The organism is Nannocystis pusilla (assembly GCF_020073745.1).
Taxonomy (GTDB): domain Bacteria; phylum Myxococcota_A; class Polyangia; order Nannocystales; family Nannocystaceae; genus Nannocystis; species Nannocystis radixulma.
Genome location: NZ_JAIRAU010000047.1, coordinates 1 through 16,212, shown reverse-complemented (window position 1 = coordinate 16,212; position 16,212 = coordinate 1). Strand labels below are relative to the sequence as shown.

Annotated in this window: 16 protein-coding genes; 8 read left to right on the top strand and 8 right to left on the bottom strand. The window is 71.3% G+C overall.

The annotated features are described in order from the left end of the window. Positions 1 to 16: 16 nt before the first annotated feature. Complete coding sequence (locus tag K7C98_RS33180) at positions 17 to 460, bottom strand: DUF1579 family protein (protein WP_224195851.1); 444 nt, start codon at positions 458 to 460, stop codon at positions 17 to 19. A gap of 72 nt (positions 461 to 532) precedes the next feature. On the opposite strand from K7C98_RS33180, the gene K7C98_RS33175 reads away from it, so the two are divergent. Continuing rightward, a complete protein-coding gene (locus K7C98_RS33175; RefSeq protein WP_224195850.1) occupies positions 533 to 1,648 on the top strand; it encodes a M28 family metallopeptidase in 1,116 nt (371 codons plus the stop codon). Positions 1,649 to 1,712: 64 nt separating this feature from the next. Here K7C98_RS33175 and K7C98_RS33170 read toward each other — a convergent pair whose 3' ends face one another. After that, the gene (locus K7C98_RS33170; protein WP_224195849.1) at positions 1,713 to 2,501 is read right to left on the bottom strand and encodes an acyl-CoA desaturase; all 789 of its coding nucleotides are present in this window, start codon (positions 2,499 to 2,501) and stop codon (positions 1,713 to 1,715) included. 373 nt (positions 2,502 to 2,874) lie between these two features. Here K7C98_RS33170 and K7C98_RS33165 point away from each other — a divergent pair, with 373 nt between their 5' ends. The 3 genes from K7C98_RS33165 to K7C98_RS33155 all read left to right on the top strand — a co-directional run bounded on the left by K7C98_RS33165 (position 2,875) and on the right by K7C98_RS33155 (position 5,301). Continuing rightward, on the top strand, positions 2,875 to 3,942 hold the full coding sequence (locus K7C98_RS33165) for a hypothetical protein (protein WP_224195848.1): 1,068 nt from the start codon (positions 2,875 to 2,877) through the stop codon (positions 3,940 to 3,942). A gap of 7 nt (positions 3,943 to 3,949) precedes the next feature. After that, positions 3,950 to 4,591, top strand: coding sequence for a ribose-5-phosphate isomerase RpiA (rpiA, locus tag K7C98_RS33160; protein ID WP_224195847.1), 642 nt, complete (start codon positions 3,950 to 3,952; stop codon positions 4,589 to 4,591). Between the two features lie 92 nt (positions 4,592 to 4,683). Beyond that, the gene (locus K7C98_RS33155) at positions 4,684 to 5,301 is read left to right on the top strand and encodes a hypothetical protein (protein ID WP_224195846.1); all 618 of its coding nucleotides are present in this window, start codon (positions 4,684 to 4,686) and stop codon (positions 5,299 to 5,301) included. 34 nt (positions 5,302 to 5,335) lie between these two features. On the opposite strand, the gene K7C98_RS33150 is transcribed toward K7C98_RS33155, so the two are convergent. Beyond that, on the bottom strand, positions 5,336 to 6,610 hold the full coding sequence (locus tag K7C98_RS33150; RefSeq protein ID WP_224195845.1) for a site-specific DNA-methyltransferase: 1,275 nt from the start codon (positions 6,608 to 6,610) through the stop codon (positions 5,336 to 5,338). A gap of 120 nt (positions 6,611 to 6,730) precedes the next feature. On the opposite strand from K7C98_RS33150, the gene K7C98_RS33145 reads away from it, so the two are divergent. After that, the gene (locus tag K7C98_RS33145; RefSeq protein WP_224195844.1) at positions 6,731 to 9,244 is read left to right on the top strand and encodes an FG-GAP repeat domain-containing protein; all 2,514 of its coding nucleotides are present in this window, start codon (positions 6,731 to 6,733) and stop codon (positions 9,242 to 9,244) included. 77 nt (positions 9,245 to 9,321) lie between these two features. Here K7C98_RS33145 and K7C98_RS33140 read toward each other — a convergent pair whose 3' ends face one another. Next, positions 9,322 to 9,828, bottom strand: coding sequence for a hypothetical protein (locus K7C98_RS33140; RefSeq protein WP_224195843.1), 507 nt, complete (start codon positions 9,826 to 9,828; stop codon positions 9,322 to 9,324). Positions 9,829 to 9,907: 79 nt separating this feature from the next. Between K7C98_RS33140 and K7C98_RS33135 the strand changes: the two genes are divergently transcribed. Then, a complete protein-coding gene (locus K7C98_RS33135) occupies positions 9,908 to 10,978 on the top strand; it encodes an ergosterol biosynthesis protein (protein ID WP_224195842.1) in 1,071 nt (356 codons plus the stop codon). 66 nt (positions 10,979 to 11,044) lie between these two features. Here the strand turns inward: K7C98_RS33135 and K7C98_RS33130 are convergent, their stop codons facing one another. Further along, positions 11,045 to 11,857: an SDR family NAD(P)-dependent oxidoreductase gene (locus K7C98_RS33130; RefSeq protein ID WP_224195841.1), complete on the bottom strand. Its 813-nt coding sequence runs from the start codon at positions 11,855 to 11,857 to the stop codon at positions 11,045 to 11,047. A 213-nt stretch (positions 11,858 to 12,070) separates the two neighbouring features. Between K7C98_RS33130 and K7C98_RS33125 the strand changes: the two genes are divergently transcribed. Next, positions 12,071 to 12,451, top strand: coding sequence for a GFA family protein (locus K7C98_RS33125; protein ID WP_263430045.1), 381 nt, complete (start codon positions 12,071 to 12,073; stop codon positions 12,449 to 12,451). Between the two features lie 419 nt (positions 12,452 to 12,870). Here K7C98_RS33125 and K7C98_RS33120 read toward each other — a convergent pair whose 3' ends face one another. Both K7C98_RS33120 and K7C98_RS33115 read right to left on the bottom strand, forming a co-directional pair. Continuing rightward, positions 12,871 to 14,259: an Ig-like domain-containing protein gene (locus tag K7C98_RS33120; protein ID WP_224195839.1), complete on the bottom strand. Its 1,389-nt coding sequence runs from the start codon at positions 14,257 to 14,259 to the stop codon at positions 12,871 to 12,873. A gap of 158 nt (positions 14,260 to 14,417) precedes the next feature. Next, on the bottom strand, positions 14,418 to 14,798 hold the full coding sequence (locus K7C98_RS33115) for a hypothetical protein (protein WP_224195838.1): 381 nt from the start codon (positions 14,796 to 14,798) through the stop codon (positions 14,418 to 14,420). Positions 14,799 to 14,877: 79 nt separating this feature from the next. On the opposite strand from K7C98_RS33115, the gene K7C98_RS33110 reads away from it, so the two are divergent. Further along, positions 14,878 to 15,231 carry a hypothetical protein gene (locus K7C98_RS33110; protein WP_224195837.1) on the top strand — a complete coding sequence of 118 codons (354 nt, stop codon included), beginning with the start codon at positions 14,878 to 14,880 and terminating at the stop codon, positions 15,229 to 15,231. 72 nt (positions 15,232 to 15,303) lie between these two features. On the opposite strand, the gene K7C98_RS33105 is transcribed toward K7C98_RS33110, so the two are convergent. Then, positions 15,304 to 16,212: hypothetical protein (locus K7C98_RS33105; protein WP_224195836.1), on the bottom strand; the 909-nt coding region annotated here is incomplete at its 5' end.

The following is a 16,212-nucleotide window of genomic DNA, read 5'->3' as shown; positions in this document are numbered from 1 at the left end:
TCCGGGGCATGGTCGATCAGGCAGCCGCGGCGGCGCGGGTGAGGCGGACCTCGATCGCGCGGTCCTCGTGGCCGTTGGGGTGGATGTTGGTGGCCTCGATCACGAGGAGGTCGCCGTCGCGGCGGAGGGCGGTGCGCCAGCCCCAGCGCTCGGGGCCGGCGCGGTAGCTGCCGAGGACCGAGATGGCGGGGCCCGCGGGCCCGGTCGACCACAGGGCGGAGGCGCCGGTGTGGAAGGTGTCGATCCAGTACATGGTGTGCTCGTGGTCGTCGACCCCGAGGGTCATCTCGCCGCGGTGCGGCTTGCCGGCGCACACGCCCTCGTAGCGGAGGCGCGCGTAGCGGCCGTCGAGCAGCGACTCGATCTCGACGCGCCAGGTGCTGACCTCGGGTTCGGGGCCGAGCCAGGTGCGCGCGGGGCCGGTCCATGAGCCAGCGAGTTCGGTGAGGGGGTGCGGCATGGCACCTGTCATAGGCCATCGACGGCGCGTGATCTACCGGCCATCCGCGACCGCGGTGCTATGGTGAGCCGGATGCGAGCGAGCCGACGGGTCCTCGGGGTGGTGTGGCTCGGGCTGTGCGCGTGTCCGACGCCGGCGGCGAGCGACGAGGCGGCGACGGCGAGCGAGTCGGGCGGGTCGAGCAGCACGAGCTCGACGGGCGGGTCGACGAGCACGACGTCGACCTCGGGGCAGAGTCCGGAGCCGGTGACCACCACGGGGGCGGCGCCGGACGGCGGCGGTTGTGGCCACGACACGCCGGAGGCGTTGATGGGGTGCGTCGAGACGAGGCGCTGGAGCGAGGACGTGGCGCTCATCGCTCACTCGCGTCCGCCCGGCTCGCCGCACTGGCAGATGGTGCAGGACCGCTGCGCGGCGGCGCTCGAGCAGGCGGGGTTCACGGTGCAGCGGCAGGCGTACGCCAGCGGGGTCAACGTGGTCGGGACGCTGCCCGGGACGACCTCGCCCGACGAGGTGGTGCTGCTGGCGGCGCACTACGATCACATCGGCGGGTGCCCGGGCGCGGACGACAACGCGAGCGGGGTGGCGGGCGCGCTCGAGGTGGCCCGCGTGCTCGGCCAGGCGGCGCTGCCACGCACGGTGGTGGTGGCCTGCTGGGACGAGGAAGAGCTGGGCCTCCGCGGGTCGCGGGCGTTCGCGCAGGGGCTGACGGGGCCGATGCCGGTGGTCGCGTTCAACTTCGACATGATCGGGGTGGCGAGCGAGGCGGACGATTCACAGGTGTTCCCGGGGCCGCTGGCGGAGCGCTTCCCCGAGCTGCAGGCGGAGCTGGTGGCCAACCGCGGGCGCGCCAACTTCATCGCCGTGGTCGCCGACGGGCCGGCGGAGGCGTTCGCGCGCGAGCTCGAGGGGCTGGCGGAGAGCCTCGGCCGACTGACGGGGGTGATGGCGCTGACGGCCGCGGAGAAGCTCGACGAGGACGACTTCGGGGTGCTGACGCTGTCGGACCACCGCAGCTTCTGGGAGCGGGACATCCCGGCGCTGCACGTGTTCGACACCGGGGTGTTCCGCTACCCGGGTTATCACTGCACGAGCGGGCTCGACACGCCGGACAGGCTCGACGCGGTGTTCGCCGCCGACGTGATGAAGGCGACGGCGGCCGCCATGGCGTCCGCCGCGGGGCTGTAGTGGCGTCGCGTGTTGATTCGGACATGTCCCCGGGGACATGTCCGTGCAGGCGCGAGCGCTGGGCTCAGGAGTTCAGCGGCTCGCGCGGGTCGACGATGTCGCGCGCGAGGCCGACGAGGGCGAGGGCGCGGATCAGGAGGTAGGTCGGGTCGACCTCGAACCATCGCCGGCCGTGCGCCGCGGCGCGCTGGTGAGCGTGGTGATTGTTGTGCCAGCCCTCGCCGAAGGTCAAAACGGCCACCCACCAATTGTTGCGCGAGTCGTCGCGGGTCTCGTAATTGCGGTAACCCCAGCGGTGCGCGGCCGAGTTGACGAGCCAGGTGGCGTGATACGTGAAAACGAGGCGCACCGGGACGCCCCATACGACCCAGCTCCAGCCCTGGCCGAACCACGCCTCGCCGACGCCGTAGAGGAGGACGGCGAGCACGAACTGCGGGATGTAGTGCCAGCGGTCGAACCACCGCATGACCGGGTCGCGCAGGAGGTCGCGGGCGAACGCGCGCTCGGCGTCCTCGTCGGCGCGCATGAAGACCCACAACATGTGGGCCCACAGCAGGCCGCGCCGCGGCGAGTGGGGGTCGTGCTCTTGATCGGACCAGCGGTGATGCAGGCGGTGCTTGCCGACCCACAGCACCGGGCTGCCTTGCCAGCTCAGGGTGCCGAACAGGGTGATGGCGCGGGCGAGCCACGGCGAGACGCGGAAGCTGCGGTGGCACAGCAGGCGGTGATAGCCGAGGCAGATGCCGACGCCGCCGGCGAGCCACCAGAAGAAGAGCGCGACCCCGAGGCCGCTCCACGAGAAGGTGAACGGGGCCGCGACGCACGCCAGGTGCATGAGGCCGGCGCCAATCACGTGACTCCACATGAGACCGCCGATGGCGGGCGAGTCAGTGGCCGGCGGAGGGAGGGTATCTTCGACTGCCGTGGTCAAGGCGACCGCAGGCTACCAGCGCTGTGCATGAGTCCGGACAGGGCACGAGGTCCCGGCGGCGCGCGTCGACGCACGTCGGGTCCGCCGCCCGCGCGCGCGGGCCCGAGGTCGGAGGCGATGAGAGACCTCCGGTGCGACCGGCGCCGACCGCCCCGCATGCAGGCGTCGGCGGGTTATTCTGCCGTCCATGCGAACTTCGCCCCTGACCGCTATCGCGCTCTCCTGTCTGCTCGCTTGCGGCGACGACGGCGCGGGCCTAACCGTCGGAGACTCCGTGTCGGCCAGTGACACAACCATGACGGACGCGACGTCGACCTCCACCGGGGCCGCGCCGACGAGCGTGACCTCGCAGGACACCGGGACGGTCGGCGAGTCGGAGTCCGGCACGCCCACCACCACCGACCCGACGACGAGCACGAGCACGAGCACGAGCACGAGCACGGGGCCCGACCCGAGCACCACCGAGCCGATCGATCCGAGCACGACAACGGGGGACACGACGACGAGCACGAGCACGACGACGGGCGAGGAGACCGACACCTCCACGGGTTCGACCACCGGCGAGGACGAGCCGTGCGCCTGCCCGGACATCGAGGTGCCGCTCGACGACGGCATCTTCGTGCTGTCCGACGACGCCGAGCTGTGGAAGTACTTCCCCGAGACGAACAACTTCACGATGCTGGGCCAGATCGGCTGCGGCATGACGAACACGTTCTCGATGGCGGTCGACCGCCTCGGCTACGCGTGGGTCCAGTTCAACGGCACCGGCCAGCTGCGCAAGGTCGACGTCACCAACGTCGCCGATTGCAGCGATCCGGGCTTCGCGCCGGGGCAGGTCGGGGTCAACAACTTCGGCATGGCGTTCGTGTCGAACAGCGAGGTCGACAAGTGCGACCGGATCTACGGCAACACGTACAGCGGCTTCGGCGGCTACTCCGAGGGCCCCAACGCCGGCGACTTCATCACCATCGACCCCGACAGCCTGATCCTGAGCAAGCTCGGCAAGACCAGCTTCGACGGCGCCGAGCTGACCGGCACCGGCGACGGGCGGGCGTTCATCTTCGGCGGGCAGTTCCCGTCGAAGCTGGTCGAGGCCGACAAGAACACCGGGGCGGCGCTGTCGGTCCTGCCGCTCAACGGGCTCGAGATCAACAACGGGGCGTTCGCGTTCGCCTTCTTCGCCGGCGACTTCTACTTCTTCACCGACAGCGACAACGACCTGTTCAACTCCGAGGTGACGCACCTCGACTACGACGACAGCGACGGCAACGGGATCCAGGACCTGACGGTGCTGCAGCAGGACGCGCCGCTGTTGATCGTCGGCGCCGGGGTGTCGACGTGCGCGCCGGTGCAGCCGATGTGAGCCGCCGATGACGGACGCGAAGCAGCGAGCGGCAGCGGCGGCGCTGGCTCACGTGTCCGCAGGGACAGTCATCGGGGTGGGCACCGGCTCGACGGTGGCCCACTTCATCGACGCGCTGCCGGCGGCGCGGATCGCCGGCGCGGTCGCCAGCTCCGAGCAGACGGCCGCCCGCCTGCGCGCGCGCGGGATCGCGGTGCTCGACCTCAACGCGACCGGGACGCTGCCGCTGTACGTCGACGGCGCCGACGCGTGCGACCCACGCCGCCGCCTGGTCAAGGGCGGCGGCGCGGCGCTGACCCGCGAGAAGATCGTGGCGGCGGCGTCGGAGCGGTTCGTGTGCATCGTCGACCCGAGCAAGCGCGTCGAGCGGCTGGGACGGTCCCCGCTGCCGGTCGAGGTGATCCCGATGGCGCGCGAGCTGGTGGCCCGCACGATCGCCCGCATGACCGGCGGCACCCCCGTGTGGCGCGAGGACGTGGTGACCGACAACGGCGGGTGGATCCTCGACGTCCACGGGCTCGTGATCGACGAGCCGGAGGCGCTCGAGTCGGCGATCGATCAGATCGCCGGGGTGGTGAGCGTGGGGCTGTTCGCGCGCCGCCCGGCCGACGTGGTGATCGTCGGCGACGACCCGCCGTGGTCGTGGTGAGCGGAGCGAATCGTTCGCGGCCAGTGGCACAGGCGAAAGCGTGTATTGCGCGGCTGGAAAAGCAGGCGCTGTTTTCCTATGTTCCGCGCCGCGTGACCCTCCGTGACCTGTACCCCCCGATCATCGCTCTGGCCGCGTGCCTGGGCCTGGCCTGCTCCGACGACAAGGACCCGCTCGACTCCGCGACGAATGTGACGGCGGCGTCGGCCAACCCGACGGCCGCGTCGAACGGCAGCAACGCCAGCAACTCCGGCAACGCCAGCGACGACACCGCCGACGCCACCGCGACCGACGACAGCGGCCCGGCCACCGACACGAGCGGCGCGACCGAGGGCGACGGCACCGAGACCGCGCCGACGTCGGGCGAGCCGACGCTCGGCACGACGATGGGCGCCGACACGACGAGCACGGCGACGACCGAGCCGGCGCCGACCGACGGGCCGGGCGTGCTGCCCGGAGAGGACGGCATGGACGCGTTCTGCCGCCGCTACAAGGAGTGCGGCGGGACCTACTACGGCGACCAGCAGGAGTGCCTGCAGGCGACCTACGACTACTGGGGCGACTGCCCGTCGCGCAAGGCCGCGCTCGACGGCTTCGGGGCCTGCATGTCGGAGCTCGACTGCGGCGAGTGGAACCCCGACGCCTACAACCCGGGCAGCACGCCGTGCGCCGCGGAGTGGGGCGAGGTCGGCGCGTCCGAGCCGTGTTGAGTGGCTGAAGGGACATGCCCCCGAGAACCTGTGCTCATGGACATGGCTCCGAGGACATGTCTGAAACGACATCCGCGACGCGGAAGTAGCGGAAGCCGCCGCCGCCGCGCCAGCCGACCGCCGCGGTGACGCCGCTGGGGTCGCGCCCGTCGACGACGGCGCGCAGGCGGGCGGCGACGAGGCCGTCGCAGTGGTCGCCGCGCTCGACGAGGATCCACCGCCGCCGCAGCTTGTGGGCGACGGCGCCGGTGGTGCCCGAGCCGGCGTAGACGTCGAGGACCCAGTCGCCGGGGCGGGTCGACAGCTCGAGCACGCGCTTCAGCAGGGCCTCGGGCTTCTTGCCCTTGGGGAAGGCGACGCCGCCCTCGTTGTGCAGGTTGTTGGACAGCAGGTCGTCCCAGATGGTGGTGAGCGGCTCGCCGGCGACCCGCTCGCCGTCGATGTGCTTGAGCTTGGCGGCGTAGAAGAGGATCCGCTCGCCGCGGACGAAGTAGAAGTCGTCGTGGTCGTCGCGCTCCAGCCGGAGGACCTGCCCGGGCGCGGCCTTCGAGCGGTCGATCATGGCCCGCGCGGCGGCGCTGACGGCGTTGTAGTCGGGCCGCGCGAGGCGGACGACGGCGTCGGCGTGGTCGAGGACGAAGCGGTCGAGCCGCGCGGGCTCGTCGCGCGCGAGCTGCCGGGCCGCCCGCTCGCCCAGGCCCTCGGCGTCGGCGAAGGCCCGCAGCAGGGTGACGATCCGCCACGCCTCGTGCGGCTCGCCGCGATTGACGATGAACTGCGCGTAGCGTGGGTCGCGCTCGCGGGCGGTGAACAGCCGCGGCGGGCTCCAGCGCGCGCGGTCCTTCGCGTAGACGAGGACGAAGTTGGAGGTGGTGACGCAGCCGGGGTTGATCGCCTTGTGGCCGGTCGGCGCGCCTTGCTTGAAGGTGACGACCGAGGCCCGGTTGGCGCGCCCGAACACCTCGTCGAGCAGGACGATGAGGTAGCCGAGCTCGTTGTCGTCGATGTGCACGAACAGGGTGCCGTCGGCGGCGAGCAGGCGGCGCAACACCTCGAGGCGCGCGCGGATGTCGGCGAGCCAGCGGGCGTGCTCGACCCCGTCGTCGTAGTGGGCGAAGGCGCGGCCGGTGTTGTACGGCGGATCGATGTAGACGCAGCGGATCTTGCCGGCGAACTCGGGCTCGAGCGCGAGCAGGGCGGGCAGGTTGTCGCCGCGGATCAGGCGGTTGTCGTACAGCTCGCCGTCGACCTCGGGGCCGGCAGCGCGGTACGATCGCGCGAGATCTTCGAGCAGGGGACGCGGGTCCACGACGAGACGCTAGGGCAGCGGGGCTGAAAACGCCAGGAGGTCGGCGCCGCGTCGGGGAGAGCCGGGCGTGCGCACGTCCACCGATTCGCGGCCGCACGGGCGTATGGTATGTTGGCGCGCGTGGTCCATCCTGCTCGCTTCTCACGCGCGTTCACCGATCGCGCGACCCTCACCTTGTTGACCGGGCACCTCGGGTTTGCGGCGTGCGGCGACGATACCAGTCAAGGACAGACGGACTCGGCGAGCTCGACGACCACCAGCGGCGCGAGCACGTCCGACACGAGCGCCGGCGATCCGCCGACACAGGGCTCGGCGAGCCTGTCGAGCACGACGGGCGACCCCACCGCGGCGCCCACGACGACGCGGCCCGACGAGACGACCGACACGACCGATACGACCGATACGACCGCGACGAGCGGCGTCGACCCGACGGCCGCGTCTACCACCGGCACGACGGGCACCGGCACGACGGGCACCGGCACGACGGGCACCGACACGACGGGCACCGATACCGACGACACGGGCGAGCCGCCGCTGCAGGGTGTGCTCGATTTCGACGCCATCAAGACCTATTCGAAGGGCTACTTCGGCGGCCACGAATACGTGGTCGCCGACCTCGACGGGGACGGCCGCACCGACGCGGTCACGCTCGACGAGGTCGACAACGAGGTGGTCGTGGTGCTCGCCGGCGCCGACGGGTATTACACCCCGGGAGAGGTCCACGCCGTGCCGCAGGTGTGGCGCCTCGCGCTCGGCGACGTGAACGGCGACGCGCAATTCGACATCCTCGTCACCACCAGCAGCGACATCGGCGCGCGGCTGCTGCTCGGCAACGGCGACGGCACGTTCCAGGCGCCGGTGGCTCTCCCCGCGGTGAAGCAGCGCACGGGCCCGACGTTCGCCGACATCGACGATGACGGCGACCTCGACCTGATGCTCGCGAAAGATCCGACGAGCGTGGCCGTCCACCTCGGCGACGGCGCCGGCGGCTTCGGCCCGGAGTCGTCGTTCATGGCCAACGTCGCCACCAAGTGGCTCGGCAGCGGCGACATCGACGGCGACGGCCTCGCCGATCTGGTGCTCCTGCACGACTCCAACGACCCCAAGGTGCAGATCGGGCTGTCTCTCGGCGACGGCGGCTTTGCGCTGCAGCCGGTCGTCGACGTCCCGCCGATGGGGGGTATCGCCGTCGAGTTCACCACGCAGGTCGTCGTCGCCGACGTCGACGCCGACGGGCACGGCGACGTCCTGGCCGTCGATCGCGAGGGCATCGGCGTTCTCCTCGGTGGACCCGACGGCGCGCTCGATTACGTCGCGCGCTACCGCACGGGCAAAGAGGGCGCGCACGCGGCTGTCGGCGACTGGGACGGCGACGGCGTCCTCGATCTCGCCAGCACCAGCGGCGACGACACGCTGCTCTACGTCCGCTACGGCGCCGGTGACGGGACATTCTCCGAGCCGCCGGTGCTGTACGACTCTGCCCGCTGCAATCGGGTCGAGGCCGGTGATGTCGACGCCGACGGGGTCGCCGACCTGATGCTCGGCTGCGCCGGCCTCGGCGTGGCCAAGAATCGCGGAGACGGCCGCTTCACCGCCGCCCCGGCGCTGATCGGCGGGCTGCGTCCGTCCGAGTCGGTGATCGCCGACTTCGACGAGGACGGGCACGCCGATGTCGTCGCCGGGTTCGAGGACTCGGAGGAGATCGTCGTGTTTCGCGGCAACGGCGACCTCACCTTCGCCGACCCGATCGAGCCGTCGTTGCCGGTGACGGCCGAGCCGCGCGACCTCATCGCCGCCGACATCGACGAGGACGGTCACCTGGACTTGCTGGCGTCGATCCACGGCCTCGGCCCCGACAAGACGCTGGTGATCCACTTCGGGGACGGCACCGGTCACTTCGAGGCGCCGGCGTCGTATCCCGGCCCGTGGCGGCTGGCGGTGGCCGACCTCGACGAGGACGGCCACCTCGACGTGCTCACCGCCGGCTATGACTTCCTCTTGCCGATGCTCGGCGACGGCAGCGGGGCGCTCACCCCGGGGGCGCAGATCCCCGCGGGTCAGGGCCTTTACAACATCGCGGTGGCCGACTTCGACGGAGACGGCGATCTCGACGCCGCCGCGCCGAGCTATCAAACAAAGGAGATCGTGCTGTTCCGGGGCGAGGGCGATGGTAGCTTCAGCCCGCAGGTCTCGACGATCCCCAGCGCGCTGACGCCGTGGCGCGTCGAAGCCGGCGACTTCACCGACGACGGGATCGTCGACCTGATGCTGGCGGTGTTCTCGCAGCAGGTCACGGCTGGTCTGGCGATCCATCCCGGCCTCGGCGACGGCAGCTTCGGGCCGCCCGTCGACGTCCCCGGGAGCTTCTTCCTCGGCGAGTCGACCATGGTCGTCGCCGACTTCAACAACGACCAGCGGCCGGATGTGTTCTACGCGCCGACCAACGGCCAGGTGGTGGCCCGGGCCGGGCTCGCCGGCGGCGGCTTCGGCGAGCCGCTCGTCTATCAGCTGTTACTCCCGCGCTCGTTCGCCGTCGGAGACGTCGATCACGACGATCTCCCCGATGTCGTGATCGGCAGCGAGGGCGGCTACACGCGCACCCACTTCTCGCTGTTCCGCAACGCTTCGTACTGATCGACGAGCGCTCCGCGGCCTCGCCGGTCACAGGCGGGGTCATCCGCCGGTGGCCGTAAGCTGTCCCGGGGGACAGGTCACGGGAGCGCCACCTGGGCGGTCGCGCCGCGGCAGATCGGCTCGCACCCGGGCCCGTTGGGCTGCGATTCGACGTAGGTCGGGGCGAGCTCGCCGGCCCACAGCTGCTGGCCGTCGCGGCGGATCGCCAGATCGAGCCTGGCGGGACTGCTCGGCACCAGGATGTCCGCGAAGCCATGTTGCTCGGGCGGCAAGGCGCAGCCGGATTCGCCGATCTGCACGCGGTCCGGGACGTCGCAGGCGAGCGAGGGGCCCGCGTCGCAGGCGCGCAGCGGCAGCGAGCCGGTGCAGGTGACGGGCGCGCCGTCGAGCGCGAAGCTGAACGTGTACTCGCCCGGCGCCCAGCCGCTGGCCGACTGGAGCTCGACGCGCAGGCCGCCGATGCAGCCGATCTCGGTGCACACCTTGCCGCCGCCGCCGGGGTCGGTCGGCTCTACCTGGCCCTTGGAGCATGCGCAAACGAACAGGCAGGCGGACAGCACGAGGGCGGCGCGAGGACGGGGCATGCCCGAGCTTGGCACGGGTCGAGCCGGAGCGCACGCGCCGAGGCTTTACAGGCGCGGCCGCGGTCTCGTAGCCTGGGCCGTGTCGCCCGCATTCGCGCTGATCGCCCTCTACGGGCTGGTGTTCGTGCTCCACCTGATCGTGCCGGGCCGCCGCGTGACCGGCTACGTGCGCGACGAGGCCAGCGGAGCGCCGCTGCGCTACCGGCTCAACGGGCTGCGAGTGATGGCGCTGACGGTGGCGCTGTACTTCGTCGCCGGGGCGACCGGGCTGGCGCCGTGGGACTGGCTGTACGTGCACCGCGAGGCGACGCTGGCGACGGCGTGCGGGCTGGGGCTGCTGTTCACGCTGGCGATCGTGCTGCCGGCGGCGCCGCGGCGCGGCTTTCTGGCGGACCTGTACCTCGGACGCCTGGCCAATCCGCAGTGGCTCGACGGCCACGTCGACGCCAAGATGTTTCTGTACCTGATCGGGGCGGTGATGCTGCAGCTGAACCTGCTGTCGTTCGCGGCCCATCACCTGCTCGCGTACCCTGGCGACCCGTCGCCGGGCGTGCTGCTGCACGTGGCGCTGTTCTCGTTCTTCCTGTGGGAGTACCTCAACTTCGAGGAGGTGCACCTCTACACCTACGACTTCGTGGCCGAGCGCGTCGGCTTCAAGCTCGGCTGGGGCTGCCTGACGTTCTACCCGTTCTTCTACGCGGTTGGCCTGTGGACGACGGCGGAGCTGGCCAATCCGCACACGCCGGCGCCGCTGCTGGGGCTGTGCGCGGCGCTGTTCTTCGCCGGGTGGATGCTGGCGCGCGGGGCCAACATGCAGAAGTTCTGGTTCAAGACGCAGCCGGAGAAATTGGCGTTCGGGTCGATCGCGCCCGAGGTGCTGACCGACGGCGAGAAGAAGATCCTGGTGAGCGGCTTCTGGGGGCTGTCGCGGCACATCAACTATCTGGGCGAGATGACGATGGCGACCGCGCTGGCGCTGTCGCTCGGCTACCCGGGCGAGCCGGGGCCGTGGCTGTATCCGCTGTACTACGTGGTGCTGCTGGTGCCGCGGCAGATCGACGACGACCGCCGCTGCCGCGCCAAGTACGGGGCGCTGTGGCAGCAGTACGAGCGGCGGGTGCGCTGGCGGATCATCCCCGGGGTGTATTGAATCCGGGGGCGTCGCCGGCCGGGATGAGAGCTGTCTCTTCGGCCATGTACGAGGAATCGCGGACGCTCAGGTCGAGGGCTTGCTCAGGCGGGCGGTCTGCGAGCCCATGAGGGCGACGGCGCCGCTGCGCGGGAACAGGCGGTTGAGCAGGAACGCGGCGAACCGGTTGAGGCGGCCGGGCACGGCGCTCGGCGGGCCGCCGAGGGCGTGCAGGGCCTCGGCGACGACGGCGTCGGGGGTCATGGCGCGCGGGCCGTCGGGGCCGCTCGAGCGCTCGAAGCCGGGGGTGCGGGTGGCGCCGGCGCAGCACACGAGCACGTCGACGCCGCGCGGGCCGAGCTCGTACCAGAGGGCCTCTCCGAGCGAGAGGTTGAACGCCTTGGTGGCGCCGTAGGTGGCGACCAGCGGCGAACCCCAGAAGGCGGTGAGCGAGGACATGAGCAGGAGGCCGCCGCGGCCGCGGCGGACCAGCCGCTCGCCGAACACGTGCGCGGCGAGCAAGGGGCCGCGGCAATTGACGTCGACGATCTTCAGCTTGTCGGCGAGCGGGACGTCGAGGAAGGGGCCGATCCGCGACAGAGCGGCGTTGTAGACGCAGAGGCCGACGTCGAGGTCGCGGGTCAGCGCGTCGAGGCGCGCGGCCAGGTCGGGGTCGCCGAGGTCGAGGGCTGCGGTGCGCACGTCGACCCGGGCGCGCAGCGGGGCGGCGACCGACTCGAGCACGTCGGCCCGCCGCGCGAGCAACAGGAGGTTGAGGCCGCGATCGGCGAGGGCCCGGGCGAACGCGGCCCCGAGGCCCTCGGAGGCGCCGGCGACGACGGCCCAGGGACCGTACTTGTGGGCGAAGGCGGTGGGCTCGGCGGCGGCGAAACTCGGCACGGCGGCGGCGAGGAGAGCACGAGGCCGCCGCAGCCAGCAAGTCAGGCGGACTCTTCGTCGACGCCGAGCGACGGACGACGAACCTGTCCTCGGGGACGATATCGGGGTCGGCCTGTCAGGGCGCAGGCGCGCAGCACGTGGCCAGGTCCTCGCCGGAATGTCCGCGAGCGCGCGGCGCGTGCTACACGTCGCTGCAACCACCCGGAGCGAACGATGCACAAGGGATCCTGCCTCTGCGGAGCCGTGAGCTTCGAGATCACCGGCGAGCTGCACCCGCCCGACGCCTGCCACTGCTCGATGTGCCGCAAGCAGTCGGGGCATTACTGGGCGTCCACGGACATCCCCCGGGCCGCCCTGACCGTCCGCGGCGCCGAGCACCTCACGTGGTTCCGCTCGTCGGCGAAGGTGCGGCGCGGCTTCTGTTCGACGTGCGGGTCCTTCCTGTTCTGGGACCCGATCGAGCGCGACTCGATCGCCGTCGCCATGGGCGCGCTCGACGGGCAGACCGGGATCCGGCTGGGGATGCACATCCACGTGGCCGGCAAGGGCGATTACTACGACATCGCCGACGGGCTGCCGCAGAAAGAGCGCTGACCGTCCGTCGCCGCGAGCAGGACATGCTCGAACGAACATGCCGAAAAAAGCATGTTGATGAGGACATGTCCTTGAGGGCATGACCGAATGTTCTCGCCGTCTGGACCACCTGGCGACGAGCGGGGCCCGAGACGGTCGTCGCAGGCGGGCGCGGGGCGGCGGATTTGGGACGCCGGTGGGACGGAGACGCGGTTCAGCGCGCGCAGGCGCAAAGTCCCGGGCACGCGCGGCGGGTATGTCCGAAAGACCATCCTGTCCGAAGAGACAGCGCCGAGCACGTGAACCGGTAGGGGCCCGCCGAGCGAGGGGCCCAAATCCGCCGCCCCGTGCCCGCCGTCACCCGGTTCTTCCGGGCCCCGCGCCCCCGAACACGCTCAAGCCGGACACGCTCAAGCCGGACGCGCTCAAGCCGGACACGCTCAGGCCGACTTCACGATGAGCACGAACATCTGCTCGGTCACGCCGCCCTGGCCGTCGTCGACGCTGAGGACGACCGGGTGCTCGCCGATGTCCTCGCTCGTCACGGACCACGAGAGCACGTTGTTGTTCGGATCGAGGACCATGTCGGGCGGGCCGGAGACCAGGGTGTAGGTCAGCGGGTCGCCGTCTGGGTCGGTGGCGACGAGCTGGTAGAACCACGCCACGGGCGGGTCGCCCGCCAGCACCGTCCCGGAGATGGCGAGGCCGAACGGGCCGAACAGGCCCGGGTCGTTGCTGGCGGTCAGCGGCTGGCCGTCGGGCGCGAACTTGAAGATGTCGGCCGCGAGCGTGCCCTGGCCGTTCTCGTAGTCCGACGTGTAGATGTTGCCCTCGTTGTCGACGCGCAGCGGCACCGGGAAGGCGTCGTCGGGCTGGTCGAACGTGCCGAGCTTGGTGCCGCCGAGCACGTCGTAACGCACGAGGTCGCCGGCGGCCGCGACCAGCTCGCCGTTGGCGTTGAACTGCAGGCCCTCGAAGTTGCCGGGGTTGCCGGCGCCGCTGAGGGTCCCCGTCCACGGGAACTGCTCGAAGTTCTCAAAGTCGGCGACGTGGATGGTGTTGTCGGTCTGGCTGGCGAGGTAGAGGCGGCCCTTGCCGTCGAACGTGATGCCCGTCAGCTGACCCGCGCCGGCCGGCAGCGGGATCTGCTGCATGAACGCGTAATCCTCGGCGTCGTACTGGTTGAGCTTGTCGGTGCCGCCGGTGGCCGTGGTGGTGTAGAGGTTGCCGCGCGGGTCGAAGATGACGTTCTCGGTCGCCTCGGCGGCGATCTTCGGGTAGGTCGCGTACTCGACGCCGTAGTCGCTGAACTCGACGAAGGTGTCGTAGCCGGCGACGACGAGGTTGCCGCGCGAGTTGAAGGCCGCGCCGTTCGGGCCGTAGGTGTAGAGATCCGAGGCGACCGTGCTGAACGCCGGGTGGGTGAAGGCCTGCACGAACGCGAGGCTGTTGCCGTCGTACACCCGGACCTCGTCGGTGCGCGACGACGAGATGAAGATCTGCCCGGGTTCGAAGTTCGACTGGAACAGCTCCTCGATCACGATCTCGGTGGCCGGCTCGGAGTCCCACTCCGGCGGTTGATTGGGGCCCACGGCGGTGGTCGCGGTGGCGTCGGTGACAGCGTCGGTGGTGGTGCCGGGGACGTCGGTGGTGCCGGTCATCGACTCGGTGCCGGTGCCGGTCGGCGCGGTGGTGGTCGGCTCGTCGGTGACGCCGCCGGTGCTCGTCGGGCCGGTCATCGTCGTGGTCGTCGCCATCGTCGCGGTCCCGCTCTCGCTGGTGCGCCCGCCGTCGTCACCGCAGCCGCCGAGCAACACGCCCACGCTCATGCACAATCCGCCGATCCCTCGCCTCACCATCGCAGCCTCCTCCGAAGGCGCCGAGGGTACCTGATCACGGCGCGTGGTGGCGCCGCCCGGTGGAGCGCAGCGGCGGCGACGACCTCCGCGAGCGCGGTCCGTGCATCGGTGAGCACACGATCTCGAGTTCATGCGGGCGGCGAGAGGTCGCCGGTCGGCGCGTTCATCAGCCACTTCTCGACGCAGGCGATCAGCTCGGCGAGGCTCTCGGTGCTGAACGACGCGAGGATGTGGTCCCAGTCCGGATCGAGGAGCACGACGCGGTAGCCGGTGCGGTAGAAGCCGGCGTCGAGGTGGACCTCGCGCCAGGGGCTGTCCGGGCCCGGGCGGTACTCGCCGCCGACCGGCGGCAGCTTGACGAGCCACAGCAGGTCCTCGCTGTCGTTGGCGTCGAGGCGGCCGTCGGCGAGGCGGCGGGCGTCGAGGCCGTTGTGGCGCACGCCCCAGCCGCCGGGGATCCGCAGGGGGATGAGCTGCCAGGCAGGGCCGACGAGATCGAGGACGTCCATGCCGGCGATGGTACCGCGGGCGCGCCGCGCGGGGATGCGCGCGGCCACGAGATGCGCGAGACTACGCGCCGGAGGCTCGATGTCCCTCGTCACCCACGCCTACGTGCGCGCGCCCGACGGCGGGACGCAGGAGCTGCCCGCCGAACCACCGCGCAACGACCTCGCCGGGCCCGAGCGCTGGCGCGTGACGGTCTACGGCTCGGAGGTGGCACGCGCGCTCGGGTTGACGCTGCTGCCGACGCTGACGGCGCAGGACATCTTCGCCGAGGGCCCGCAGCTCGACGTGCTCGAGCGCGAGGTCCGGCTGCTGCTGGCCAACACCGGGCGCTGGCCGGCGATCAGCCTCGACGAGCTGCGCTTCCGCCTGCTCAACATCCTCGAGGCGGTCCGCCTGGCGCGGGCGGCCCCGAACGGCGGGGTGTACCTCGGCTGATCGGACAATGCCCGGTCGGACAGGTCCATAAGATCATGCCCGATCGGGCACTGTCGTTTCGGACATGTCCGGTCATTGCGACAGGAACCACGAGGTGGCGACGGCGGAGCGGCACTGCCAGTTGAAGCTGCGCATGTGCGGGACCTCGCCGAAGTCGGCCAGGCCCTGGGCCAGGTCCTCGGCGGTCTGCTTGAGCTCGGGGTCGCTCGAGCCGTCGTGGTAGTAGGCGAGGGCGACGACGTAGGCGCTCTCGCCCCAGTGCTCGTCGTAGTCGTCGACGGCGCCGTTGCCGTCGCCGACGCCCATCCAGTAGAACGGCTTGCCGTCGGCGTCGAGGCCGTCGCGGGCGACGACGCGGCCGAGCTTGACGAGCGAGGCGCGGGCGGCGTCGGCGACGGGGCCGTCGGAGTCGGTGGCGAACTGATCGAGGCCGTCGGCCAGGATGGCGCTGAGCCACGGCGAGCAGCCCCAGAACCCGAAGTCCTCGTCGGCGGCGGCGTCGGTGTGGGCGAAGCAGCGGGCGTCGGGATCGTCGTAGCCGGGCGGATAGCTGTCCTGCACGTCGATGTAGGCGGCGACGGCCGCCTCGGCGAGGCCGCGGAACTGGTCGGCCTGATCGTCGGAGACGTTCATCGCCCAGACGTAGGCGAGCAGGCCGAAGCCGGCGTGGCGCTCGGTCCAGAAGCCGTCGCCGCCGTCGTAGCCGGGGTTCCACAGCGCGTCGTAGGCCTCGGCGACGTCCTCGGCGCTCTCGCGGAAGCGGTCGTCGCCGGTCATGAGGTAATGGAGCGCCATGTTCTGCGTATAATAGTACTTGGCGTCGCCGGTCTTGCCGGGCACGCCGATGGCGGTGCCGGGGCCCTGGCCGGACAGGCCGTTGCGGTAGATCGTGGTCTCGAGATAGGCCGAGCGCAGGGTCCCGAGGTCGCCGCGGCGGGCGTGGCCGCGGTAGAGGATCGTGCCGCGATCGTACAGCCAGAC